The sequence below is a fragment of the Paenibacillus sp. NPDC058367 genome (assembly GCF_042723305.1).
In the GTDB taxonomy this organism is placed as follows: Bacteria; Bacillota; Bacilli; order Paenibacillales; family Paenibacillaceae; genus Paenibacillus_AQ.
In genome coordinates, this window is sequence record NZ_JBHXIZ010000005.1 from 66,687 (window position 1) to 92,151 (window position 25,465).

At 42.2% G+C, this 25,465-nt stretch carries 21 protein-coding genes, 1 tRNA gene and 1 pseudogene; 16 read left to right on the forward strand and 7 right to left on the reverse strand.

Annotated elements, in window-relative coordinates:
* Nucleotides 1-73: 73 nt before the first annotated feature.
* The 3 genes from ACFWMP_RS23645 to ACFWMP_RS23655 all read left to right on the forward strand — a co-directional run bounded on the left by ACFWMP_RS23645 (nt 74) and on the right by ACFWMP_RS23655 (nt 3,358).
* On the forward strand, nt 74-757 hold the full coding sequence (locus tag ACFWMP_RS23645) for a Crp/Fnr family transcriptional regulator (RefSeq protein ID WP_379424844.1): 684 nt from the start codon (nt 74-76) through the stop codon (nt 755-757).
* A 144-nt stretch (nt 758-901) separates the two neighbouring features.
* The gene (locus ACFWMP_RS23650) at nt 902-1,525 is read left to right on the forward strand and encodes a hypothetical protein (RefSeq protein ID WP_379424845.1); all 624 of its coding nucleotides are present in this window, start codon (nt 902-904) and stop codon (nt 1,523-1,525) included.
* 12 nt (nt 1,526-1,537) lie between these two features.
* Nucleotides 1,538-3,358, forward strand: coding sequence for a cyclic nucleotide-binding domain-containing protein (locus ACFWMP_RS23655; RefSeq protein WP_379424846.1), 1,821 nt, complete (start codon nt 1,538-1,540; stop codon nt 3,356-3,358).
* Nucleotides 3,359-3,695: 337 nt separating this feature from the next.
* On the opposite strand, the gene ACFWMP_RS23660 is transcribed toward ACFWMP_RS23655, so the two are convergent.
* Nucleotides 3,696-4,166: a MarR family winged helix-turn-helix transcriptional regulator gene (locus ACFWMP_RS23660; protein WP_076286808.1), complete on the reverse strand. Its 471-nt coding sequence runs from the start codon at nt 4,164-4,166 to the stop codon at nt 3,696-3,698.
* Between the two features lie 262 nt (nt 4,167-4,428).
* Between ACFWMP_RS23660 and ACFWMP_RS23665 the strand changes: the two genes are divergently transcribed.
* The 3 genes from ACFWMP_RS23665 to ACFWMP_RS23675 all read left to right on the forward strand — a co-directional run bounded on the left by ACFWMP_RS23665 (nt 4,429) and on the right by ACFWMP_RS23675 (nt 7,679).
* Nucleotides 4,429-5,817, forward strand: a complete 1,389-nt coding sequence (locus ACFWMP_RS23665; RefSeq protein WP_379424847.1) for an MFS transporter — start codon at nt 4,429-4,431, stop codon at nt 5,815-5,817.
* Nucleotides 5,818-6,031: 214 nt separating this feature from the next.
* On the forward strand, nt 6,032-6,919 hold the full coding sequence (locus ACFWMP_RS23670) for a DMT family transporter (RefSeq protein ID WP_379424848.1): 888 nt from the start codon (nt 6,032-6,034) through the stop codon (nt 6,917-6,919).
* A 103-nt stretch (nt 6,920-7,022) separates the two neighbouring features.
* Nucleotides 7,023-7,679 (forward strand): 2OG-Fe(II) oxygenase, encoded by a 657-nt coding sequence (locus ACFWMP_RS23675; protein WP_371915751.1) that lies wholly within the window; start codon nt 7,023-7,025, stop codon nt 7,677-7,679.
* 83 nt (nt 7,680-7,762) lie between these two features.
* Here ACFWMP_RS23675 and ACFWMP_RS23680 read toward each other — a convergent pair whose 3' ends face one another.
* The 3 genes and pseudogenes from ACFWMP_RS23680 to ACFWMP_RS23690 form a co-directional block, all read right to left on the reverse strand.
* Complete coding sequence (locus tag ACFWMP_RS23680; RefSeq protein ID WP_341126473.1) at nt 7,763-8,245, reverse strand: hypothetical protein; 483 nt, start codon at nt 8,243-8,245, stop codon at nt 7,763-7,765.
* Between the two features lie 30 nt (nt 8,246-8,275).
* A pseudogene (locus ACFWMP_RS23685) lies at nt 8,276-8,371 on the reverse strand (zf-HC2 domain-containing protein); the annotation flags it as partial.
* The gene (locus ACFWMP_RS23690; RefSeq protein WP_379424849.1) at nt 8,368-8,850 is read right to left on the reverse strand and encodes an RNA polymerase sigma factor; all 483 of its coding nucleotides are present in this window, start codon (nt 8,848-8,850) and stop codon (nt 8,368-8,370) included. The gene ACFWMP_RS23690 and the pseudogene ACFWMP_RS23685, both read right to left, overlap by 4 nt.
* A gap of 196 nt (nt 8,851-9,046) precedes the next feature.
* Between ACFWMP_RS23690 and ACFWMP_RS23695 the strand changes: the two genes are divergently transcribed.
* Nucleotides 9,047-9,388, forward strand: coding sequence for a nitrous oxide-stimulated promoter family protein (locus ACFWMP_RS23695; RefSeq protein ID WP_076299956.1), 342 nt, complete (start codon nt 9,047-9,049; stop codon nt 9,386-9,388).
* A 52-nt stretch (nt 9,389-9,440) separates the two neighbouring features.
* Here ACFWMP_RS23695 and ACFWMP_RS23700 read toward each other — a convergent pair whose 3' ends face one another.
* Nucleotides 9,441-10,793 (reverse strand): uracil-xanthine permease family protein, encoded by a 1,353-nt coding sequence (locus tag ACFWMP_RS23700; protein ID WP_042184073.1) that lies wholly within the window; start codon nt 10,791-10,793, stop codon nt 9,441-9,443.
* Nucleotides 10,794-10,831: 38 nt separating this feature from the next.
* Nucleotides 10,832-12,196, reverse strand: coding sequence for a guanine deaminase (gene guaD / locus ACFWMP_RS23705; protein ID WP_379424850.1), 1,365 nt, complete (start codon nt 12,194-12,196; stop codon nt 10,832-10,834).
* A 234-nt stretch (nt 12,197-12,430) separates the two neighbouring features.
* Between guaD and ACFWMP_RS23710 the strand changes: the two genes are divergently transcribed.
* From ACFWMP_RS23710 to ACFWMP_RS23730, 5 genes are all read left to right on the forward strand, one after another.
* Entirely contained in the window at nt 12,431-12,619 is a 189-nt protein-coding gene (locus ACFWMP_RS23710) for a hypothetical protein (protein ID WP_042184077.1), read from the forward strand.
* A gap of 276 nt (nt 12,620-12,895) precedes the next feature.
* Nucleotides 12,896-15,091, forward strand: coding sequence for an ABC transporter ATP-binding protein (locus ACFWMP_RS23715; RefSeq protein ID WP_379424851.1), 2,196 nt, complete (start codon nt 12,896-12,898; stop codon nt 15,089-15,091).
* A complete protein-coding gene (locus ACFWMP_RS23720) occupies nt 15,084-15,629 on the forward strand; it encodes a DUF1854 domain-containing protein (RefSeq protein WP_339244302.1) in 546 nt (181 codons plus the stop codon). Before ACFWMP_RS23715 ends, ACFWMP_RS23720 begins: the two co-directional genes overlap by 8 nt.
* A gap of 183 nt (nt 15,630-15,812) precedes the next feature.
* Complete coding sequence (locus ACFWMP_RS23725) at nt 15,813-17,135, forward strand: MFS transporter (protein WP_379424852.1); 1,323 nt, start codon at nt 15,813-15,815, stop codon at nt 17,133-17,135.
* On the forward strand, nt 17,107-18,021 hold the full coding sequence (locus tag ACFWMP_RS23730; protein ID WP_379424853.1) for a polysaccharide deacetylase family protein: 915 nt from the start codon (nt 17,107-17,109) through the stop codon (nt 18,019-18,021). Before ACFWMP_RS23725 ends, ACFWMP_RS23730 begins: the two co-directional genes overlap by 29 nt.
* Nucleotides 18,022-18,058: 37 nt before the next feature.
* Here the strand turns inward: ACFWMP_RS23730 and ACFWMP_RS23735 are convergent, their stop codons facing one another.
* Nucleotides 18,059-18,478: an LSm family protein gene (locus ACFWMP_RS23735; RefSeq protein ID WP_339244304.1), complete on the reverse strand. Its 420-nt coding sequence runs from the start codon at nt 18,476-18,478 to the stop codon at nt 18,059-18,061.
* A 293-nt stretch (nt 18,479-18,771) separates the two neighbouring features.
* Between ACFWMP_RS23735 and ACFWMP_RS23740 the strand changes: the two genes are divergently transcribed.
* The 4 genes from ACFWMP_RS23740 to ACFWMP_RS23755 all read left to right on the forward strand — a co-directional run bounded on the left by ACFWMP_RS23740 (nt 18,772) and on the right by ACFWMP_RS23755 (nt 25,449).
* Nucleotides 18,772-19,149 carry a hypothetical protein gene (locus ACFWMP_RS23740; RefSeq protein ID WP_042184089.1) on the forward strand — a complete coding sequence of 126 codons (378 nt, stop codon included), beginning with the start codon at nt 18,772-18,774 and terminating at the stop codon, nt 19,147-19,149.
* Between the two features lie 264 nt (nt 19,150-19,413).
* Nucleotides 19,414-23,712 (forward strand): bifunctional 2',3'-cyclic-nucleotide 2'-phosphodiesterase/3'-nucleotidase, encoded by a 4,299-nt coding sequence (locus ACFWMP_RS23745; protein ID WP_379424854.1) that lies wholly within the window; start codon nt 19,414-19,416, stop codon nt 23,710-23,712.
* A 138-nt stretch (nt 23,713-23,850) separates the two neighbouring features.
* Nucleotides 23,851-23,934 (forward strand) — tRNA-Leu (locus tag ACFWMP_RS23750).
* A 120-nt stretch (nt 23,935-24,054) separates the two neighbouring features.
* On the forward strand, nt 24,055-25,449 hold the full coding sequence (locus ACFWMP_RS23755; protein WP_042184093.1) for an MATE family efflux transporter: 1,395 nt from the start codon (nt 24,055-24,057) through the stop codon (nt 25,447-25,449).
* Nucleotides 25,450-25,465: the final 16 nt, after the last annotated feature.

A 25,465-nucleotide genomic window follows, 5' to 3' on the forward strand; every position in this document is an offset into this window, starting at 1 on the left:
AAAGATTTAACTTTTGCTAGAGTTGAAGCCTAATAGAAATTATAAAATGATACACTGGAGGCTGCTCTTGAAGATGAACCCACAACTGTTACGAGATTTCCCATTCTTCGAACATCTTGATGATGAATATTTAGCTGAAATTGCCAAGTTATGTAGCGAGCGTACTTATATAAAGGGAGAGTCTATCTTTTTTGAAGGTGAAGAGGGAGAGGAACTCTATCTGGTTATATCTGGAGTTGTTCAAATCTATCAAGATAACCACTCAAGGGATGTAATCCTTTCTATTTTTAGAGAAGGTGATTTCTTTGGAGAGATGGCTTTATTGCAAAATGAAAGAGCACGTTCTGCGTCTGCAAGAACCATTGAGAAATCCACCTTATGTATTCTGAAAAAACGAGATTTCATACCCTTATTAAAAAGTAATCCAGATATATTAATCGGCATTTTGGAAACAGCGTTAGATCGTCTACGTGATGCCAATAAATTAATAACAGACTTGACCGTTATTGACGTGCGTACGCGCATTGCTCGTGTATTGTTGCGTCTAACAGAACAGCATGGAGTGCCCTCTGATGAGGGTGTTCTAATCGATTTGAAGCTGACGCATCAACACCTGGCGGATATGACAGGAACGGCGCGCGAGACCGTGACAAAATCATTGCTTGGATTACAGGATGAGCAGTTGATACGTATTGATCAGAGGAAAATACTTGTGTGCAACATAGATAGACTTAGAAAGATACTTGATGTGATTTGAGTTCGAGTATTTGGAAATTGTAATTGGGGTTACAGACCATTAATCGCCCAAAATGATATAACAATATTAACAAAGAAAGCGCATATTTGGATTTGTTAATCGTAATGACGCAATGATCATCCATAAATGAAAAGAGGAAATGAAATGAGCGTGAAAAGATTAGTTTTATCTATGTCAGGTACTTTTGTACTGGGGATCATTGTAGGAGGGGCTTTGTTGTATAACAATTCGGTGTATAACTCTGTTAAGGATGCCCTGAATGGAAATGCCACGCAAAATTCGGTAGGTAGCGTTGATATGAGTGGTATGACACAGGTTAACATTCAGGGCATGGATCTTGAAGCAGCAATGATGGCTGTACAGTCGAGTCGTGCAAGTATGTTAGAGGATCAGTTGAAAGATCAAATCGCATCCGTACAAGCCAAGAATGAAACAATCTCAAAACTGAATCAATTGCTAGGAGTGATCAATGAAGAGCTAGCGAAGCTTCCTTCAGGTGCCGAGGCCAACGCTGCTGTAAAGCTGGCAGATGACAAGGGGGCCATGTTTACTGCTATGAGTATGGCTATACCGCAAACAAAAGGGCAACTTGAGAATCTGTTGGGACAAATCAAATCACAGATTGATAGTGCAAGTAATAGTCAGCAAATGGACATGCTGCGCCTGCAAAGTCTAACGAATAAACGTAACGAAGCTTTTGATACAATGACAAATTTCATTAAAAAAATGCAAGATTCCAGAAGTAGTGTTATTGGAAATATGCGGTGATGAGTTAAACCTATGATACCAAGTGCTGCAGTAGATTTTCTACGTGATCATCCGTTATTACGAGGTATTCCTGATGATGAGCTACGAAATGTAATTAATGCTATAAAACTTGTGTCTTTAGAGGATGGACAACGACTTCTTATGGAAGAGTCCACCTCTAAGGACTGTTTCATTATATGGCAAGGGAAAGTGCAAGTCACCTCAGTGAACTTAGTTGGAAAGGCGTTGCTCTTAGCTGAACTTGGACCGGGAGAGTTAGTAGGAGAGATTGGTCTTATTCGGAACGTACAAAGATCAGCTAGTGTTACGGCAATCGGGACAGTAGAAGCGTTGCGTCTGGACCGTTCCTCGTTCGAATATTTGGCGAGCCTGAGTCCGCTATTTTATGAGAGTGTGCTTGTGAACATACGGATTCGAATGATCCATAGTATGCTTCGCAAAGCGACAATCTGGTCGGTCATCCCTGATGCTGAACTTCGGGGTCTTGCAGAGATTACGACGATCAAGAAAGTAACGAAGGGCGAAGAGATTATCGTAGAAGGTGCGGTAATGGATCAATTTTTCATGATTAGTAGCGGGAGTATCGAACTTCACGGTCAAAAGCGGCGCAAGACTGTTCTTCGTGAAGGGGATTTTTATGGCGAGACAGAGTTACTAACAGACACAGCCTCCTTGCACACGTTGATCGCGTTAGAAGATAGTGAACTGCTAATCATGGGTAAGTTAGAATTCTTAACTATACTTGACTATTATGCTCCGGTTCGTCAACAACTCATAGAGGTTCTAAATATACGAACACCCCATATGTTGGAGAAAGTGACCATCGCCTTCGGCGGGGATTCTGTTGCAGAGGATAATAAATCGCTACCTAAGGCCAAGGACAAGTGGATGGAGCAATTACTCTGGTTGGTCGGTGGATTCCTTGTCTTATCCTTCTTGGCACTGTTCCTTCATAGCCAATGGTGGAAGATCGCCGCCTTAATTGTTGGAGGTGTGGTGGGTCCCCTAGCATTCGTAGCTTTTGTGAGAAATCAGCAGTTAATAGGCTTTCGTCAGAGGAGGCTTGGTTTAGTTTTTGTGTCTACCGCAATTGTTGCTATCCCTCTGGCTTGGTATTTAGAGCGGATTTGGCTTTTTGAAGTCAAAGCAAGTTCCTTTGACTTTTCGCAGTTTTACGTGCCTTTGTCTGTAGCTCTAATAGAAGAAACTGCAAAATTATTAGTCTGTGTGATGCTCGTTCGAACGCGAAAAATCCATTTTCTGATGGATGCAGTGGTGTTTGGTGCCGCAGCAGGAATGGGATTCGCTGCAGTGGAAAGTATTATTTATGGATGGGTGCATATAGACGAAGCCTCTTCACTTGGGATGCTCGCCGTCCTATGGATGAGAGCATTATTATCGCCATTCGGTCATGGAACATGGACTGCGATTGCAACTGTGGGCATCTGGTATGCAAGCAGCATGCATAAGCACTCGAATTTGGGGGACGGTAAGCCGTGGACGAGAGGGCTACGTGCAATGGGGATGTTTTTGGCAGCAGTCGTGATGCATGCACTATGGAATTATCACTTTGAATCGGGTCTGATGAAGGCGGGAGCTATGGCTGTAGTCGGGTTTATAGGACTCTATTTATTATTCTCACTTATTCGTAGGGGAAGAAAAGAGGAGTTCCATGCATTGAATATGTTGAATCCAACCACGCATGAGGCGATAAGGCATGACGATCAAGTGAAGCCCATGACGCAGGAGCTTTACTGTGAAGGCTGCGGGTCATTGTCTCCTCAGGGTACCCGCTATTGTGCACGCTGTGGCCAAGCATTAAGGGTTAAATGATAATTACTCTGACATAGATCCAAAAGCTCCATTCCTAGAGGAACGGAGCTTTTTTACGTGTTTATTTAGAAGCATGTGAAGGATTGGATGGATTGCAAGCTCAATCCAGTGTAGACCCGAAATATTCCACTTCACTGAAACCCCGCAACCGAGGTGCGTCCTACGAAACCGGGTAAAACCAGAATATTCACGAGCTAAACGTACGTATTCCGAAACAAACAATCAGCAATTGCTCCCGGATCGACAGCCAAGGGTGAAACCGCAGATTGCTGAGGGATGAATTCCGGGGGAGGTGAGCTGGGTGCCGTGAGTTCCTGTTCCTCGATGTGGCTGCGACTCACTTAGCTTCTTCACATAAATCGGAGATTGCTTTGTTTTTGGTTAGTTGCAATAGAAGGTCATAGAATTGCTTTCTTTGCTCCATTGAAAGATTCTCCAGCATGTTGTCAGCGACTGTATCCTGGAAAGTAAGAACCTCCTCAATCGTGGATTGTGCAAGTTCCGTAAGCTGGATCAGTGTAGCTCGTCGGTCGGTTGGATCAGGAATTCGAACGAGGAGCTTATCCTGCTCAAGTGCATCAACAAAATCGGTAACGGTGCGTGCTTTGATCCCTAACTTAACAGCTAACTCATTCATACGGATATTGCCTGTTTCGGCAACGACTGAAAGCAGACGTAACCTGGGACCGGAGAGATGATAAGGCGTATTAAGCGCTAATAACTGGGATTGAAATTCTGTTTTAATGTAGTTGGTTGATCTCATTAATATGTGAATGACGTCTATCGCCTTGGGATGATCTGTGTTCATGGATGTAGTGCCTCCTTGACTTTATTGTCAATTTTTCATTTTCAATTCTTGGCAACGGTGAATATGTGTGCACTCTTAATGAGTACACTCTTTATATTATACTCTTATAAGGCGTATCCAGCTATAGTTCCATGTAAAGGATATAACTTGACAGGTGAGAAAATAATGAGTATCCTCAGTATTATATATTACTGAGGATACTCATTATTTATCTTTTTGCTTATAGTTCATTATGAATTTAATCAGAAAAGAGGTTTAGATCATGACGGATACATCATCACAAAATGCAGATAAGCTGCTGAAAATACTTGTAGTTACCTTAATATTCTCGGTTATGAACGGTACGATGTTCAATGTAGCTCTCCCTGAGATCGGCAAAGAGTTTAATCTCGTTCCATCGCAGGTTAGTTGGATTATGACCAGTTATATGGTGGTTTACGCGGTAGGTTCTATCGTCATGGGGAAATTGGCGGATAAATATCGGTTGAAGGATTTGTTAACGTATGGACTGCTTATATTCGCTCTCGGTTCATTAATAGGTCTGCTTGCTAGTGAGTTTTGGATTATTATTCTGGGCCGTGTAATTCAAGCTGCCGGTGCTTCCGTTCTTCCTGCAACAGCAATGATCATTCCGATCCGATATTTTGCTCCAGAGAAGAGGGGGAGAGCACTTGGGACTTCTGCGGTTGGGTTAGCGCTTGGTAATGCTTTGGGACCGGTCGCTGCAGGCCTTATCACCAGCTTTGGAAGCTGGAGACTCATGTTCGTCCTTTCCTTGCTTCCGCTACTGACGCTTCCTTTCTTCCGAAAGTATTTAGATAATACGAGAGGGAAGGCAGGAAGTATTGATGTCCTTGGTGGCGGGTTACTAGCTGCAGCAGTCGCAATCTTCTTGCTTGCCATCACACAGATGCAAGTGTGGTTGTTCCTCGGGGGACTTGTCTTATTAGCCTTATTTATCATTCGGATTCGGAAAGCTGAGGAGCCCTTTATTAAACCCGTTTTGTTCCGTAACAAAACCTACTCGATTGGGTTGTTGCTTGCTTTTACGACGACAGCTATGAGCTTTAGCATGACATTCATGACACCGCAATTTCTAGCGACAGTGAATGGTTTATCCCCTTCGACCATTGGGTTCGTGTTAGTACCAGCTGCTATTGCTTCGGCTATCATGGGACGCAAGGGAGGCAGGTTGGCTGATGATCGTGGTAATTTCGTACTTGTGTTCGTCGCTTCGGTATTGTTATTTCTTGCTTTCTCCCTACTCTCTACTTTTATTGGATTATCGGCATATTTCATTGCCATCATTTTAATATTAGGGAACGTGGGCCAGACTTTCATGCAAATCTCGATGTCCAATACGATTTCGCGGACGCTGCCAAAAGAGGAAACAGGAGTGGGTATGGGACTACTCTCCATGATCAATTTTATCTCTGGCGCGATGGCCATGAGTGTAGTCGGGAAAATGCTCGACAAGGGTACTGCTGTTGTGCAGTTCAATCCTTTGAATACTAACGCTACTGCTCATGTGTATAGTAATATTTTTCTCGTCATGTCCCTAGTGATTATTGCGGTAGTTGTGATTTACCGTTATCAGTTTGGTACGGGTGCTCCCGGGTCGATGAGTATTAAGAAAAAAATGGAGGTTTAAGTATGCCGCATTCAGCGCCTTATGGATATTATTCCCTCTATAAATTCAGCGCATGAAAAACCCATGGAGGTTATAATAGATACAAAGAAGAACCGATGTTTGCTAACCAACAGTACAATAGACCCCGTATCTTACGATGGGTGGGGTCTATTTTTTTTGGCGTAAGGCTGTAATGGGAAAATTGTGGAGTCGGTATTATTGAAAGGTGATTTAAATGTTAAAAGCTTATGGTTGGCTCACTTTTTGTGTAGTCGTATGGGGCAGTAATTTTGTGTTTGGAAAGATCTTAGTTGAGGACTTCTCCCCCGGTCTATTAACTTCACTGAGACTTTTATTTATAGTGTTATGTCTAGTAGGAATAACGGCTTACAAAAAGAATTTTAAGCTGGTGAGTAAATCGGATGTATTCCTAATTTTATCTCTAGGTGTTATTGGTGTGTTTATTAATCAATGGTCCTTTTTTAAAGGGCTGCAAACAGCTGATCCAACAACATCTGCAATCATTTTAGCTATGACTCCTATTTTAACGGGTTTATTAGCGGCAGTTTTTTTAAAGGAAAGATTAACGATCCGTATGTTGATGGGGTCTATTCTAGCGATCATTGGTATTTATTTTGTCGTTGTAAAAGGGGGATCATCCTCTTTGCATTTTGATAAAGGACTACTGTGGATTGTTGTAACGATGATAACCTTCGCCATTATGATTATTATGACTAGGGTACTCTCACAAAGAATAGATCCGCTCACGATTACTTTATATTCGAATCTGGTGGGCTTTATTGTATCGACCCCGTTTATCTTCTCGTTAGATACACCTTTACGAATGAGCTCGAATATTACGGATTGGGCTCTTCTGATCGGAACCGCTGTTGTTGTACATGGTGTAGCTACACTGGTTTGGAATAACAATATTCGCCATGTTGATGCTTCAAAAGCGTCTGTATTATCTAATTTAGAACCTTTTGTAGCTATGATCATGGGATTGATATTATTGCATAAACCGATCACAGGTGTAGAAATATTAGGGTCTTTGTTCATTCTAGCAGGAGTTATGCTATCTACGTATCAACGAAAAATGCAATATAAGCGTACAATAGGCTGATTTTCTGAGTCTTTAGATGTTCTGAAGTTAATCAAGCAAATAAAACCATTTTATGGTATGTTTTTTGCGATGGATGTTATAACTTGGGAGCTGCATAAGGATGATAGGGAATACGACAGGGAATGCGACAGACAAAGAACGGACGATATTTGATCATGCTGGAAATACGATTAAGACAGAAGATCGAGAGATTCGAATTCTTGCCAAGTATGAGGAACCGTTGGTTGTCTTGTTAGGAAATGTGCTTAGCGATGAGGAGTGTAATGAGTTAATTGAATATTCTAGGCAACGATTGCAACGTTCAAGAATTGGTGAAGACCATGCGGTCAATCCGATTAGAACGAGCAGTGGTGTGTTCTGTGAGGAGAATGAGACGGTTACAAGAATCGAGAAACGATTCTCTCAAATTATGAATATTCCTATCGAGCATGGTGATGGCTTGCAAGTTCTGCTGTATATCCCTGGCCAAGAGTATTTACCCCATCATGATTTCTTCACTCAAACGAGTCGAGCAAGTAGCAATAATCGAATTAGTACGCTCGTGATGTATTTGAATGATGTGGAGGAAGGTGGAGAAACAGCTTTCCCTATGCTTAATTTAACAGTGAGTCCTAACAAAGGTATGGCGGTCTACTTCGAATATTTTTACGATAATCATGAATTAAACGAGTCCACCTTGCATGCAGGTACGCCAGTGATCAAAGGCGAAAAGTGGGTTGCAACGATGTGGATGAGAAGACAAGTCCTTCGCTCATCATAGAGGTATGAACAGATACTAAGTTCCATATGGAGTATCAGTAAAGACACCTTAAAAGGTGTCTTTTTTCATTTTAACGGCAATGTTTACTCCACCAAAACGCCATTAATGAACGTCATAGTTTTATCTTTGAATTCAAGGATAAATTTATTTGGGAAATCCAGATCGGTTTGAATTTCCGTCCCCAACATAACTTTTTTCCCTACATCATCAAAGGGATTATGAATCAAGCCTCTAGGGGTATACCTAGTTTCGGAACCGATCACATTATTATTTTCATCGCGGATAAATTTAGTTTTTCCTGAGAACACCAAGTCCTTGCCGTTTTCCAAAGTCAGATGAACCTCCAAATGAGTCTTTGTCTTCTGATAATCGATGGTCACATCTTTAGAGGACACAGGGAAGCCAATCACAAAAAGTCCAATAAGAGCTGCAGCCAGTATGATTACCGATAAGATGGAGAGGACGATTACCTTTATGTTTTTTGATTTCACCTTTTTAAAATAATTAAGATTGTTAACTTCTTCTTTATCAACAATAGGCACGTTTAGATTTGCTGTTGCGGTCATTTCATGATATGACTGAAGGCAGCTTTCGCAGGTTTGCAGATGTTTTTCAATCTCTTCGTTGCTATGTAAAGAGGTTAGCTTTTCGATATAGGAGGGCAATAAATCCTGAATGATCTCGCATTTCATGAAGATCTTCCTTTCATTAATTTTTGTTTTCCACGGTAAAAGGTAACTCTTGCCCAGGTTTCATCCCTTCCGAGAATTTCGCCAATTTCCCGAAAGCTGAACTCTCCGGTCAAACGCAGATACAATACTTCCTTGGTATTTGGATCAAGTAAATGAAGCTGTTTAAATAACTCCATTTTGTCTTGAGCTAAAATGAATTCAGTTTCTGTTGAATTTGTGTTAGAAAAAGGAGGGTCTTCTAATTCACAAGTCTTCCTTTTGTTCTGCTTGTCCAGTTCCTGATACCACACATGCTTAGCAATCTGACAAAGCCATACATATACTTTGCAGGTTCCATCGTATTTGTGTATGGACTTTATAGCTCTATAAAAGGTTTCTTGGGTGATTTCTTCTGCCAGTAAGTGATTATGACAAAAACTAAATACGAATTTATATACTTGGGTTGAATATTCCCTGTATAATTCCTCGTTGTCCTGCATCCGTTCACCTCCTCACTTTATATATCCGTAAAAAGCTATAAACGTTACAGCCTTTCTAAAATAATTATGAGTATAACGAAATAACGCCTCGGGTGTGTAGTATGATAAAAATCCTTAGAAATGTAAAAAAAGAAGGACTGCTTTTCCTCTATAATTAGATGAGATCTTATTGTACAAGTTACAAGGGGGCTCATAAATGACAATAAAGGTGAACCGACAGTTAAATGAAGGTCCTAAAATTCAAAAAGAACAAGATATTGTCACGAAAATGATTCGTATATATTGTAAGAAAAAACATCACCATAAGGGGCTTTGCAACGAATGTCAGGATCTAAACGATTATGCTCTGAAGAGGTTAGCATATTGTAAGTTCGGGGAAGTGAAAACGGCTTGTGCTAAATGCCCTATTCATTGTTATAAACCGGAGTATCGTCAAAGAATAAAAGGGGTTATGCGTTTTTCAGGTCCATGGATGTTACTGTATCATCCCATTGAGTCAATTAGGCATATTCCATTACCCAATAAGCTGAGGAAATAAGTAAAAAACGGACATCATTTGATGCCCGTTTTAAGATCTAGCATTTTACGTTCTATTTTCCACTTGGCAGTAGTTTATTCAATAAGATCGCTGCCAATGAAGCCGCTAGGATAGGTGAGCCCAATAAATATTGCACGAATGAAGGTAAGGAATGCAAGTAGTCGCCAGGAATGAGTACCAAAGCTAACGTGATAATCATCGGTATTGCGATAATATACATTTCTTTCTCGCCAATCGTTACGTTCTTCATCACCTGTACACCATTAATTGCAATGATCCCGCAGACGATAGCGAAGACGCCGCCGATTACAGCGGATGGAATGGAAGAGATCAGAGCAGCTAATTTACCAGAACAACCGAAGAGGACAAACCATCCTCCTACTGCGAGGAAAACCCGGCGGGAGGCAACACCTGTGATGGAGATAATGCCCGCATTGGTAGAATAGCCTGTTACAGGTGTTGAACCGAGTGCAGAAGCAATAAGACAGCCAATCCCCTCACCGATAACCCCTTTATTAATATGTTCGTCTGTTAAAGGTTTATTGATTACGTTGCTGACAGCAAACCAGGTACCTGTTGTTTCAGCTAGCAGTACGAGATAAATAATAACCATGGTGATAATAGCCGAAAAGTTGAACGAGAATCCGAAATCTACAAAAGCGATACGAGGCATGCTAAACCAGTTCGCTTTGCTAATCGCTGAGAAATCTAACACACCCATCAAGTTAGCAGAGATACATCCAACTACTAACGCCATCATGACGGAAATAATTCTGAAGATCGATCCTTTATTACGGAACATAGAACCGAGAATCACGAATAAAAGGAGTGTACCTGCTGAAATAAGGGCTAACAAAACGTTCTGATTGATTGAAGCGCCTGAAGCTCCATAGATATTGTCTCTTATAGCAACAGGTAATAAAGAAAGACCAACTATGAATATGATCGTACCACCTACAATGGGTGGGATAAAGTTCTTAACGATTTTATTAAAGATCCCCACATAGCCCAAAATAATAACTAGAACCGCACCGATTAAGCTGGCACCTAACACGGAACTCCAACCCAGCTCCCCGCCGCCACTAGCGGCATAAATACTGACAATCGCACCAAGCGGAACATAAGATGGACCTTGCGCGATAGGAAGCTTCATACAGAAATAAGTCTGCACAATCGTTGCAAGTCCAGCAGCAATAAAGGTAGATTGAATCAACGCGCTTGACTGATTCGGTTGTAAGCCGATTAACATTGCAATCAGGAAAGGAACCACATAAACGTCCATTGCCAATACATGTTGAAAGCCTAGGATGATGGATTTACCGAAGGAAACTTTTTCATCGGGTAGAACGGTTAATAGTTGTGACTTCAATGGCGCTTGATCTTGTACGTTTGCTTGTGTTTCCACTCAGATGCCCACCTTATATTTTCTAGTTTTATCGATCCTTAACGTGAATGAACCTTTTCACCCTGTACCCAGACTTCACGGATATTCTCAGGTCGAGCTAAATACATCATCTTTTGAAACACGTTCTCTAAATCTTCATTCCCATCAAAAATAGGCAATTTAGCCGATGGTAATTTCGTATCAATAATTTGAACATCCCATGTATAGCCTTCTAGTATCCGACCGATAGGTAAGCTTAAACTTTTACCACCGCCAGCAGTAGCAAGATAGAAAGCTTCATCAATCTTAATCCGTGATCCTAGTAATCCACGCTCTTGTGCAGGAAGGGAAGGATTAACGCCATCCTCTAGCATTCTTGAAGACATTACAGCCTGTCTTATGTTATCGAAGAGGCTAGGTGAAAAACCGCCAGAAATATCAGACCCTAAACCAATCTCTACACCTTTGGAGTGGAAATGAGCGATAGGGATGACACTATTGGCAAAATAAGCGTTTGATATTGGACAATGCGCAATAGCCGTTCCTGTCTCCGCAAATAACTCTACATCCTCTTCTTCTAAAAAATTACAATGTGCCATTACAGATTTATCACGGAGTAGACCGAAATCATGCAAGGCAAAAGCATCGTTCTTCTGGAATCGTTCTTGTACATAACCATGTGCCCAATCACTTTCACTACAGTGCGATTGAATATGAGTATCATATTTGGCGGCTAAGTCTCCTAGACCTTGCAAAGCCTCATTTGTACAGCTAGGAATGAACCTAGGTGTCACTACTGGATAAATGCCTTGCTTAGTAGATTTGGCTAGTTCTTTTACCGCTAGTATAAATTCTTCTGTATCTTTAATTGCGGTGTCGGTGTCAGTGTCGCGATAGTATTCTGGATTTCCTTGAGGGTCGTCCATTACCACTTTTCCAACGAGTCCGCGTTGCCCTTTATCCGCACATATTTGGGCTAATAGTAAACTGGCTTCTTTATGCACCGTTGCAAAATAAAGTGCTGTAGTAGTTCCGTTCGCGAGTAAAGTATCAACCACATCAGAGTAGACCTTTTTAGCAAAATCCAGGTCCGAAAACTTAGACTCCAGTGGGAAGGTGTACGTATTTAACCAATCATAGAGTGGAATATCTAATGCAGTTCCAGATTGAGCCCACTGCGGGGCGTGAACATGCAAGTCGATAAAGCCAGGCAAAAAATACTGACCTTCAGCTAATCGATGGAAGTTGTCTTGGTCTTGATAAGTAGCTAGTAAAGTTTGATAGTCGGGTTCTTCTGGTGAAACGATCTTTTCTATCATTCCATCTGTATTAATGCAGTAGAGATGGTCTTTTAAAATTTGAATTTCCTTTGGTGATTTGCTTGAAAATGAAGTGCCTAGGAATATTTGCATATATTCAGTCATGATTTCCGCCTTAATGTTCGTCTTTTGGTGTTCGTTTGTTATTATAATCCGTAAAAAATGATAAGTCTATACCTAAAGTCGAACGAACAAGGGGGTTAGGCGCTGAATTATGCCCTGATTAGATCAAAATTGTTAGGATTACGTAAAATGTATGCGGTTACTTACTTATGCTATAATACATATAGATAAATAAGGTTAAGCGCTTAAGAAAAATGGGTTAGGAGTGTTACTGAAATGAGAAGATATAACTTTTGGCGTCCGATCATGCTAATTATTGTCGCGTTGCTTACGAGAAGCCTGGTGACTAACGTATGTATTTTGTTTGGTATGCAGACTGAAGTAGCGAGTAGTATAGGTACGCTGGGCATGGTCATCGCCGGTTTAGTGATGTATAATCGCATGAACATTCGTCGTCGAAAATAACGAACAGATTTCTAGAATCCGATCTATTTGGTTAATTAATAAGATATGAAATTAGCGCAGGAGCATTTGCTGACCCGTTATACATAAAAATAAATCCATCGGGATTTGTTTTTAGGACATAGCCAGTATCATAGAAAATAATGAAAAGGACACCCTTAAGGGTGTCTTTTTTGGGTTGTTCAAGTAACTATACAAAATAATTATAGTCATTCTTTCATCTTTACCACTGTAAATATATGTGAGTAAATAGGTGGGTAAAGAAAGGGGAGAAAAAGAATGCCATATGTTGATAAACTTCCCAAGTCTATAGAAATGCAGCTTACGGAACAACCGTTATTCCACTTTGGATCTGATTTAATGAAAGATGGACAGTTCGGTGAGCAATGGCTTGTATTGACAGAGAAGGAAGTGTCCGTTTGGGGAACGGACGGGAGAATGGTTTCGAAGTTTTTTGTTTCGAGCATAACCGATGCTCGAGTAGTAGGTGGGGTAGGAGGCGGTTCGTTACTTGTAGATACTAAAGAGGGTCCAATCATTCTTATACGTTATACCGCATCGCTTACCTCTATATTTGGATATGCGTCTAAATTAATTGCTGCTGTAGCTAAAGGGGAGGAGCGGCCAACGGCTTCTGAAAAAGAATTTCCAAGACATTGTCCGAAATGCCGCAATCCGCTACCTGAAGATTCTCAGACCTGTCCGGTGTGTAAAAGTAACGGCAAGGTTCTATTTCGAATGTTAGGTTACGCTAAGCCGTATAAAATCCAAATGATCGCAGCAGCGATTATGCTGATTTTCACTACATTGATAGAGCTTGTTCCACCTTTTTTGACGAAAATGATTGTAGATAACGTGCTAACAAAAAAGGACATGGGTTCAACGTTGCTATGGATTGTAATTGGGCTTGCAGCCACCTCTCTGGTGGTTACTCTAATGCAGACTGTACGTGGACTTATCGGGGTATGGATTGGCTCAAAAATTATGGGTGATCTGCGTCATGATGTGTATCATTCCTTGATGAAATTGTCGTTATCTTTCTTCGATCGAAGACAGTCTTCGCAATTCATTGGACGGGTAAATAATGACTCTGAGGCGATGCGGCAATTCATGACAGATGGCGTAATATGGGTCTCAGGTGAATCATTAAGGGTGATCGCAATCTTCGCCATTATGTTTAGTATGGATTGGAAGCTAACACTGCTAGCCATGCTACCTATGCCGCTTATGGTAGTACTATCGACTGTATTATGGCCGATGATTGGCAGACGGTGGTACCAGCAGTGGAGATCTATTTTTAGACTAAACGCTCTGGTTGGCGATTCTTTGCAGGGGATTCGTGTGGTTAAAGCATTTGGTCAGGAAACTACGGAAATGTCACGTTATACTTTCGCTAATAAGGAATTGGTGCGGCACAATATCCGGATTGAAGGCTTGTGGCAGGGAATGTTTCCCGCCTTTGCGTTAGTTGCTGGCGTAGGTACGCTATTAATTTGGTATTATGGCGGCAGAACGGTGCTTGATGGGCAATTATCTATTGGTACACTAATCGCTTTGGTGACTTACCTCGGGATGCTCCTCGGACCTTTGCAGTGGGTAAGTCAAATGATCAATTGGGCCAGTCATGCGATTTCAGCTGCAGATCGAGTTTTCGAAATTATGGATACACCATCCGATGTGCCTGACACTACGAACCCAGCTGATATTGGTCGTGTTAATGGTGAGGTAGAGTTTAAACAGGTCACTTATGGATACGAAAAGCATCACCCTGTGCTCAAGAACGTGGATTTAAAAGTAGGTGCAGGAGAGATGATTGGTCTGGTCGGACATTCAGGTGCTGGGAAGTCGACCTTCATCAACATGATTTGCCGATTCTATGACACAGATGAGGGTACCATCACCATCGATGGGGTGGGTATCCGAAATATTAGCCAGTCTGACCTTCGGAGTCAGATCGGTGTAGTGCTGCAGGAGACATTCCTGTTCGACGGCACGATTGCTGAGAATATCGCTTATTCTAAACCGGACGCTACAGAGCTGGAAATTATGCGTGCTGCTAAAATTGCCAATGCACATGACTTCATCGTTCAGCTACCTGATGGCTATGACACAAGGGTAGGAGAACGTGGGCATAAGTTATCCGGAGGGGAGAAGCAGCGAGTGTCTATTGCCCGAGCAATAATTCACGATCCGCGGATTCTAATTCTGGACGAAGCAACGGCTTCTGTGGATACAGTGACTGAGCGGCAAATCCAAGAAGCGATCTCGCGTCTGGTCAAAGGTAGAACGACATTCGCCATTGCTCATCGACTGTCCACTTTAAGAAATGCCAATCGGCTCGTCGTGCTGGAACGCGGTAAGATTATTGAGGTGGGTACGCATGAAGAATTGCTAGCAGTAGAAGGGGCTTACTTCAAACTGGTCGAGGCACAGAAAGAAATGTCCCAGATCAAGGGGGTAGAAGTGCATGAGTGATCCAATCAGCGTCAGTGATGAATTGAAAGCTCAAGATAAAGATAAAGATCCCTATGAAATTAACATTTTTGAACCGGGTCTGATTTCCTTTAGCCGTAGTCAAGGTGGGGTGTTTCAAGGGGTAATAGAAGGTAAGGTTTATGAAGAACTAATCCTTTTTCGTATATTTCCTTTTCAATACAACACCCAGTATATTTCTGTGAGAAATTCTAAGAGTGAGGAGATTGGTGTCATTCGTGACATTGATCAGCTGGATGAGGAAAGTCGGGGGGAAGTGGACAAAGAATTGCAGCTGCGATACTTTCTTCCCGTTGTGACCCGAATTGATTCCATCAAACAGAAGGCAGATATGTGGATTTGGGAGCTACAAACGAATCTGGGGCAGACCCGTATCGTTATGCGTAACCTGCATGAGCATATGCAATACCCGAGTCTTTACCGCATCATTCTTACTGACGTCAACGGAAAAAGATGCGAAATTCGTGATTATTCCACTTTGGATATTCAGAGTCGGAAAAAGCTGAAAGACGTTTTATAGTGGAAGAAGCAAAGTGCTTGGTAGTTTATACTACTCAGCACTTTTTTGAACTGTGTAAACATCCGCGGTTATCCCTCCTTTATGATGAGGAAACGCATTAGATTGGAGCAAATTTGTCACTAAACTTCCAGTATATGTGGTAATATATTACAACTAGATGATTACTATATGGGAGGTATGTGAGTGAAGCATAAATGGATGAACTCGCCGTACACCTTTGCATTAGGGATGTTTGCGATGATGGTTCCCAGTCAGGCTTTTAGTTCTTTTTACAGTTATTTTTATGTGGAGAAATTGGGCTTGGGCATTGGACTTGCTACACTGGCCAGAACAATCTTTCTGATCTGGGATGCGGTGAATAATCCGCTGTTTGGATACTGGTCAGACCGCACAAATACCCGCTATGGTCGGCGTAGACCCTGGGTGTTCGGCTCGATTCCGTTATTTATGCTGGCGTTTGTGCTGGTGTTCTCTCCTCCTGGCGGTTTATCCGAGAATGGACTCTTCACTTGGTTTCTAGTGACACTTATTTTCTATGAGGCTGTCGCTACGGTCTTGTGGGTGAACTATGGCGCACTGCTTCCGGAGCTGTTCCGTGGAGATCGTATTCGGGCAAAAGCCTCGGTGATTCAGCAAGGGTATCAAGTGGTTGCTCTGTTAATCGGTACGGCTCTAACGCCAAAACTTTTCGCAGCAATTAACTTCTCTAATATGGCTATTGTGTATGCCTGTGTCTTCGGCGTGTTTATGTTTTTATGTATGATGAATGTCCAAGAGAAGAAAGAGACCACTAAGACTGAACCGTTGAAGCTCATCCCGGCTTTTCGGGAAACGATTCGGAATAAGAAGTTCTGGGTGTTTAATATTTCGAACTCTTTTGCCCAAACGGTTAATGGACTTATAAGCTCGATGATTCCCTTTTATGCAAAATATGTTCTACATATTTCAGAAGCACAGGTATCTATTATGCTCGCGGCTGTCTTTGTCTCGGTCATTCCATTAGTGTTCGTGTGGTATTGGATTATTCGTAAGATGGATGGGGTCAAGGCATGGCGGCTATCGCTTATCCTATATGCTTTATCTGTCATTCCGCTATGGTTCGGGTATGATCTTGTAAGTGGTGTGGCCGCTGGCATTGTTGTCGGTTTCGGACTAGCAGGATTTCTAGTAACCCCGGCAATCGTAGGTGGCAAAATTATTGATGAGGATGCGGAGAAGACAGGTCTGAGAAGAGAAGGCATCTATACCGCGGTAAGTGGATTCATCACTCGCTCGAGCGGATTAATCTCGGCGCTGGCTTTTTTCATTGTAGGGATGATCTTTGGTTACAAGGGTGGCGATGACCCAGGGTCTGATCCAGAAGCAACGTTCCGGTATTTAATAAGCGTGGTGCCGTTATGTCTGCTAGCGATATCTGTTGTCATATCTTTTACTATTAAATTTACATTTACGGGGCAATTGAGAGGTGATGCTGACTATGATCAGAAAATTAATCATCAATTGTGATGATTTTGGGCAAAGTCCTGCCATGAATCAGGCGATTATGCATCTATTAGAAGAGGGAAAAGTATCTTCAGCGACGATCATGGCGGTGGCCCCTGGATTCGAGGAGGCAGCTAGATGGTGTAGCCGTAGGCAACAACAAAATGTGGGCCTTCATTTGACGATGACTAGTGAGTTTGAGGCTTTACGCTGGAGCAGCCTGACGGGGGACTCTTCACTACATGACGATGGCGGGCATCAATATAAGACGGTAAAAGAGTTTGAGCAGGGGGCGCAGACAAAAGCTGTGCTGAAGGAGATTGTTGCGCAGTATGAGAGAGTGAAAAAATCGGGAATAGTGATTAGTCATGTAGACAACCATATGGGAAGTTTATATGGCATGGAAACGGGACGTAGCTTGCTCCCGCAGACGTTGTGGAGAATTTCGCGCTGGGGATTGCCATCACGGTTCTTTCGATACATCCATCCAGAGGATCCTCTTCTGGGATCGCTGAAAAATATTGAACGTCCTGTTGCACTTGGATCCGGGCTGGCCGATACACTTGGAGTCCCGATTCCTGATTACTTGTTGTCGCATCCTTTTGGTGTGGAAGAGGGTGAGACGTACGATCGTTTCAAACAATCCATTATTGCCAAGATGTATTCGCTACCTGATGGTGTTAGTGAAACCTATATTCATCCCGGAATCGACGATCCGTGGATGCTTGCAAATATACCACATTGGGAGAAGCGAGTCTGGGAATACCGTCTACCCTTTGATGATGATTTTACCTATGCGATTCGTGATGCTAGTGTTGAATTAACGGACTATCGCTATGTACAGGAGCATTTAAAGCGCCCACGAGTAAAATCTGCGGGGAGACTGTTGAAGAAACTGATAAGTTCATGAGGAAAAATAAAAAGACACCTTGAGGGGTGTCTTTTGACTATCCCATTAAACCCTTCAGTCCATTCAAGAATGGAGAAATAGATTTAATCATATTGTAGCCCATTTTCACAACTGGCATTGTTCTTTGGATCATCCCTACGAAGCCCATAATTCCACCGAATCCTGAAGCGCCTGAACTTGCAGCCTCGGTAGCCCCTGCAGCTCCTCCTCCCATTCCAAAAAGTGAGCCGAATAACGGCATGAGTCCTGATACGTTCGCTTTCCGGGAGCGGGAAGAAGAGTGTTTTTTTGATTTTTTGTTTTTATTTTTATTTTTACGTGGTTTGGAGAGGGTCAATCCATCCTTATCGAGGCCAGTTATCCATCCTACATACGTACGTCCATCATGAAGCGTAACGCACACAGGTCTACCCTTGAGCTGTTCAGCTCGCTTGCGAATTTTTGCTCTGTTTGACATTTGTGGATCACCTCATTGGTCTATTTAATTATATATTACTCAGATATTCCGGTGTTGCTTGTGCGGGTTCATCATTAATATGAAAAGAAAGTCCAAAAAAATGGATGAGAAAAATTTATACACAAATATTGATCTCAAAGGTCTCTTATTATAGTCAAAGCAACAGAAGCTGATAGATCGAATGAATGAACAACGCTATAGTCCTAAGTATCTCTCGTGAAAGTCCATTGCATTTATAAAGGTGTTCTTCCGCTTATACGATTCGAATACCAATTAGTGAAGGGGGTGGAAGGATGTTATCTGCATGGATTGGGAGTATTACTTTTGCGGGAGCGGCGATTCTTTACATATTACTGTCTTTAGGATTACCTTATGGTGAATTTGCAATGGGTGGCAAACATAGAATCATGCCCTTACAGATGAGGATTGCGTGTGCGATCTCAGTTGTTATACAACTGATTGCAATCTTGTACTTGTTGCAGGCAGGCAACGTGATTTCTATTGGATTACCTTTTGATAGAGGCGTATGTTACTTTTTTACAGTCTATCTAATTCTCAATACCGTAATGAATATATTATCGAAGAGTAGAAAAGAAAGACTTGTGATGACACCTTTGTCTTTAATCACGGCAATTTGTTTTGGGTTTACTGCCATCATGAGTGGGTCTTGAGAGAGTTATTATCAGATAAAGATTCGACGTGTTTTGATTTTATGTATGCGCTTTCTTGGGACGCACCTATATAAGGTGTGTTTTTTTTATATGTCTAGAGACTCTTGATCTAATAAAATAACAATGTGACCTAGGTCTTTCTTCACACGTTAATATATTTGACACGAATATATATTAATTTTACAATCCTATACTTTTTCGTCATGTTTGTGTGATATAATATCACCGAAATTATGTAAAAACTACTAGGGGGAATAAATCTTTATGGGATGGAAGACACGATGGAACAAGCCTCTCGCTTCTGTACTAGCAACTGCAGTGCTTTCAGCACAGGTACTAGGTGGAGTCGTTTTGGGTACGGTTTGGAGTCCGGATAAAGCCGAAGCCGCATCCGATGCCACAGCCAAACTCCGGTTGATGAGCACCACGGACGTACACACCAATGTCTACGGCTGGGACTATTTTAAGAATGCAGCCTCTACAACTGTAGGACTCGATCGGACAGCTACGTTGGTTACTTATGCTAGAAGCGAATATCCTCTTAATAATCTTCTGCTCGACAACGGGGATCTGATTCAAGGTACACCATTGGGGACTTACATTGCGAACGAAAGTAACCTTATGGAATCAAAGACCAAGCTACACCCTATGATTGCGGCTATGAATATTATGGAATATGATGTTGCGACTTTTGGTAATCATGAATTCAACTATGGGCTGGATTTCTTGAAACGTACTATTAAGGGCAGTGCTAATAATCCATTGAGTGGTGCCGACTTCCCCTATGTAAATGCCAATATATATATTGATGATAAAGATGGTAACCCAGACAATGACGTAAATGCTTTTGAACCTTATGTCATTATCGACAAGACTATTATGGATAGCGATAACCAACCTCAGAAAATTAGGGTCGGCGTGCTTGGCCTTGTAACCCCTCAGATTATGGAATGGGACAAGGTTAATCTAGAAGGTCATGTCATCGTCAAGGACATTGCAGAAACTGCAGCGAAATTTGTTCCTATCCTGAAGAGTGAGAATGTCGATGTAATCGTAGCAATGGCACATACCGGCTTCGATGCAACTGCAGTTGCAGGTACTGATGCAGAAAATGCTATTAATCTTTTAAGTAAAGTTGACGGCATCGATGCGATTACCTTCTCACACACCCACAAAGTGTTCCCGACAAGTGATAATAAATCCCTCGATGCTTCTTTCAAGGACCCACTAACGGGACTGCCGTATAATAGCGCTCAATCTGTTGTTGATAATGTCTACGGCCACATTAATAGTACTCCAGCTGTGCAAGCAGGTTATGGTGGAGGTTATCTGGGGCTGATTGATCTTAACCTAGTGAAGGAGAACGGCAAATGGAAAGTCGACAAAGAAAACTCTAAAGCCTCGACCCGTTCCATAGCCGATACAAAACCAGATCCTGCTATAGATGCTGCTGTTGCAGCAGACCACCAGGCAACTATTGACTACACAGGTCAAGAGCTAGGCGTTACTACTGCTTCGATGAATAGTTATTTTGCAATGGTTCAGGACGATCCTACAGTGCAAATCGTTACCAATGCCCAAAAGTGGTATGTGGAGAAGTATATTAACACTAACCTTCCACAGTATAAAAATCTTCCGATTCTTAGCGTAGGTGCTCCTTTCAAGGCTGGACGTAACGGCCCTTCGGAGTACACGAGTATTGAGAAAGGTCCACTGACGATTCGCAGTGCAAGTGACTTGTATCTGTATGACAACACGCTGAAAGCTATTAAAGTTAAAGGGTCTGTTGTTAAGGAATGGGTTGAAATGAGTGCGGGTGCGTTTAATACCATCAAAGTGGAGAGTGCAGCACCACAAAGCCTGCTTAATGACAAATTTGCTGTATATAACTTCGATGTTATTGATGGCATTAAGTACACAATTGATGTAACCAAAGCTGCAAAATACACTCCTTCTGGTGAGATTAATGATGCCTTATCGAGTCGTGTGAAGCAAATTACTTATAAAGGTAAAACTTTGGATCCGAACCAAGATTTCATTGTTGTGACTAACAACTACCGCGCAAGTGGTGGAGGGAACTTTCCCGGTGTGAAAGGTTCAGAGATTCTAGTCGATTCTCAGGATGAGAATCGTCAGATCCTTATGGACTACATCAGAGAAGTAGGTACCATTGATCCTTCTGCGGATGGTAACTGGTCATTGGCACCTATTTTAAAAGATGTGAATATCACCTTTACTTCATCACCAGAAGCGGCAAAAGTTACTATGCCAGCCAACATTGAAGACACTGGCGAAAAAGATATTAAGGGGTTTAGTATTTATAAGCTTGCTCTCCCAGCTAAGGATGTTGAAGTTCACCTACTCGGAATCAATGATTTCCACGGACAACTGGATACAGTTTCTGTTGTGAATGACAAAAATGTGGGAACAGCTGCAATTCTTGCAACTTATCTGAATGAAGCACAGGCTAAATATGACAACTCCTTGCTCTTTCATAATGGGGATTCTGTTGGTGCGTCAGCTCCAGTATCTTCACTTGAGCGTGATGAGCCAACGATTGAGTGGATGAACATGATGAGATTTGATGTTGGATCATTGGGGAACCATGAATTTGACCAAGGTGTCGATGCATTAATGACACAATTGAACGGCGGAAAAGACCCTAAGGACAGTAATGTTATACACAAGGGTACAAATTTTGACTATGTCAATGCAAACGCGGTGAAAGCCGACACCCGCGAACCGATTATTAAACCTTATGTAATCAAAGAAGTGGGTGGTGTAAAGATCGGATTTATTGGACTTGTGACGAAGGCTACACCAAGCAAAGTTTCACCTTCCGGCACAGAAGGTGTATATTTCCTCACACCTGATGAGGAAGTAGCGGCTGTTGAAAAATATGCGAAGGAGCTCCAATCTGAGGGCGTAGAGACGATTGTTGTGCTTGCACATGATCCTGCCACTACTAAAAATGGAGTTACTACAGGTGAAGCTGCTGATCTGGCCAGAGCACTTCCTGCTGATTCTCCGGTTGATGTTATCGTTGCTGGTGACAACCATGGTCTGGCAAACGGAACTGTAAACGGTAAGCTGATTGTACAAGCGTATTCTTACGGTATGGCATTTGAAGATATTAAGCTGACCATTGATCCTAAAACGGGTGATGTGAAGGACAAGTCTGCTGTAGTAACGTACACCAATCACGATGGTGTAACACCAGATCCGGAAAGTGTGGCACTGGTAAATGCTTACCTTGAGAAGCATCCTGAACTTACCCAACCAGTGGGTACAACAGACGGAACTATCACTCGTACCGATGCTTACACCAAAGAAAGCGCACTTGGTAATTTGATCGCTGACGCTATGCGTACTGCTGACTTCGATGACAAAGCAGGTGCTGCTGATTTTGCCTTTATGAATCCAGGTGGTATCCGTGCAGATCTTCCGAAAGGCCCTGTAACCTTTGGCGATCTCGCTAAAATCCAGCCATTCGGTAATACACTAGTGAAGCTGACGCTAACTGGAGCACAGATCAAAACATTACTTCAGCAGCAATGGAATGTGACAGCTGACGGAAAACCAGATATCAAGACGTTACAAATTTCCGGACTGAAATATACAGCGAATATGTATCTTCCAGTAAAGGATCGTGTTGCGAATCTTACTTTGACTAATGGAACACCAATTGATCCTATGCAGAAATATACGGCAGTAGTGAATAACTTTATGGCTGCGGGTGGAGATAACTACAAGGTTCTGACTGAAGCGAGTGATTCTCTGGCTGGTCCGATTGATTTGGACGTATTCTACGATTACATTGTGAAGACGTTTGATCGCAAAGAGATCAAGGCGGCAATTGAAGGTCGTATTACTAACAAAGAGAAGGCTGATGATACGGGATCAGGCAATGGCGATGGAGGTTCTAATGTTGTAACTCCAACACCTACTCCAACCGTGAAACCAACAGCAACACCAGCACCAACAGCAACACCAGCGCCAACTACTGCTCCAGCAGCAAGCTTCAAAGATCTGGGTAAGGTAGCTTGGGCGCAAGAAGCTATTCAAGCATTGGCTGCTAAGGGCATTATAAAAGGATTGGATGCAAATACTTTTGCGCCAACTAAAACAGTGACTAGAGCAGAGTTTATTACTATGCTGGTACGCGCACTGAATCTGACGGGTTCGGCAACAACCAGTTCATTCAGCGATGTTAAGCAAGGAGTTTGGTACACGGATTCTATCGCCCTTGCGGTCAAGGCCGGACTTGTAAAAGGCTCTGGAAATGGTAAATTTGAACCGGGTCGTGAAGTGACTCGTGAAGAAATGGCTATTATGATTGCTAATGCATTGAAAGATAAACTACAGCCGATTGATAAGAATGCAGCGCTGGGCAAGTTTGCAGACAAGTCCAGTATTGCTCCTTACGCACAGGACGCTATAGCACAACTGACCCAATTGGGGATTGTTAACGGTGTTGAGGGTGGTAAATTTGCACCTAAGGGCATAGCTAACCGCGCTCAAGCGGCAGTCATTATCTACCGTATGCTTGAACAAGCTTCATAATCCGATAGTTCTTCTAAAAAGTGTATCGATGATCCCTAATAGGGACTCGGTACACTTTTTCTTTTTACATTAGGTATTGCCCTTTGCGCTAATATATGATAATTTAGTTCTGCACTGCATGATTCTTTTATATTTTGTGCGGTCGTGGCGGAATTGGCAGACGCGCACGGTTCAGGTCCGTGTGGGTTAATCCCCGTGGAGGTTCGAGTCCTCTCGACCGCATACCTAAGTGCTTATAAATTAGCTGTACTTTTGAATTGCTCTTCAACCTGAAGAGCCTTTTTCTATTTATAAGGATATTTCAGATTTGGATAACTCTAATGTAAAAGAAGTGAAGCGAAGATGGAACCTAATGTAAATGTCAATACGAAGCGAAGTGTGAGGTTTCTTGAAAAATATTTTTCAGGAGAATCGTTAGATTATCGCCATATGATTGCTTTATTTATCCCTATTCTGGTAGATCAAGCCTTTATAGTGGGGCTAAATCTAGTGAATACGGCTATGATCAGTTCGTCTGGTGTGGCGGCTATCAGTGCGGTGAACATGATTGATTCCCTTAATCTTTTTCTCATTAGTGTGTTTATCGCGGTATCAACAGGTGGTACGGTTGTCGTAGCGCAGTATAAAGGAAGCGGTAATAGTCTTATGGTATCAAAAGCTACCGCAGGCGCGACTTCATCAGTTTCCCTTATGGCTTTTGTTATTGGTATGTTTGGTATTCTTTTTCATAATCCGCTGTTGAACTTACTATTTGGAGCAGCTTCACCCGAGGTAATGCACAACGCCCGAATCTATTTGATTGGAAGCTGTATCTCCTATCTTGGAATAGCTGTGGTAGAGGCAGTGTGTGGTGCTCTTCGGGGAATCGGAAGGACGAGAGCCTCGCTTGCGCTATCGCTCATTATGAATTTAGTTTACGTCCTCTTGAATCTCGTATTTATTAACCTTTTGCATATGGGCGTTCTAGGAATGACCATTTCTATAAATATAGCTCGATATTTGGGCGCGATATGCGCTCTGTATTATCTGTTCCGGATGGACAATGAACTGCATATTCGAATTCGTGACTTACTGGTGGTTCAATTCTCCATGCTCAAAAAAATAATGTTCATCGGTATGCCGTTTGCGGCGGAGCAGATGTTCTTTAATGGTGGTAAGATTCTGACGCAAGTCTTTATCGTCAGTCTCGGTACTTACGCGCTTGCTACAAATGCTATCGCCTCTTCCTTTGCGGGGATTATGCAAATTCCGGGCAATGCGCTATCTTTAACGATTATTACAGTGGTCGGACAATGTATGGGAAGCAATAATGTTAAGGATGCTCGGAAATTTATTAAATCGTTTCTCGTAGCATCTTCCCTTTCCTTTGTGGTGATGGGATTGTTAGTTATGCCTTTCTTCCATCCGCTAGTGTCGATGTTTCATCCACCTGCGGAGATTGTGAGGGATATTTTCATAATTGTACTTATCAATACAATCGTACAAATACCGCTGTGGTCTGTTAGCTTCATAACACCGTCAGCGCTTAGAGCGGCGGGTGATTCCAAGTTCACATCCATGGTGTCTATGTTAAGTATGTGGTTGTTCCGTGTAGTACTCGGATACATCTTAGGTATTGTTCTTGATTTCGGTCTACTTGGGGTTTGGTTAGCTATGAACTGTGAGTGGGGAATTAGAGGATTCATATTTCTACGGCGCTTCATGGGTAAGAAGTGGGTTCAGCATCGTGTTATATAGTAAAAGTAAAAGACAC